This window comes from Mesorhizobium sp. M2E.F.Ca.ET.209.01.1.1, from assembly GCF_004010375.2.
Lineage (GTDB): Bacteria > Pseudomonadota > Alphaproteobacteria > Rhizobiales > Rhizobiaceae > Mesorhizobium.
On the sequence record NZ_SADP02001005.1, the window covers coordinates 1 to 302 of the forward strand.

Below are 302 nucleotides of genomic sequence, written 5' to 3' on the forward strand. Positions count from 1 at the left end.
CACACCTAGAGCGTTTCATGTTTTGACGGAAGCGTATCCGGCGTTGTTGAAGTAGTTTGAGCATTCGTCGGGTTCTATGGTGGCGACGAGGTGTCCGATGTGTCGCCAGGTGTCGTCGATGGTTCGCTTCTGGGCAGCTCGCATCCAGTGCTTGATCTTGGCGAAGGCCTGCTCGATCGGGTTGAGGTCGGGCGAGTATGGCGGCAGATACCAGAGCCTTGCGCCGGCGGCTCGGATCATCTGCCGGACGGCGGCCGACTTGTGGGAGCCAAGATTGTCCATGATGACGATGTCGCCGGGCT

Annotated in this window: 1 protein-coding gene; it reads right to left on the reverse strand. The window is 59.6% G+C overall.

The features are described from left to right. Nucleotides 1-15 precede the first annotated feature (15 nt). Nucleotides 16-302, reverse strand: a 287-nt coding sequence (locus EN852_RS38880) for a transposase (protein ID WP_189546624.1), incomplete at its 5' end; no start/stop codon positions are given.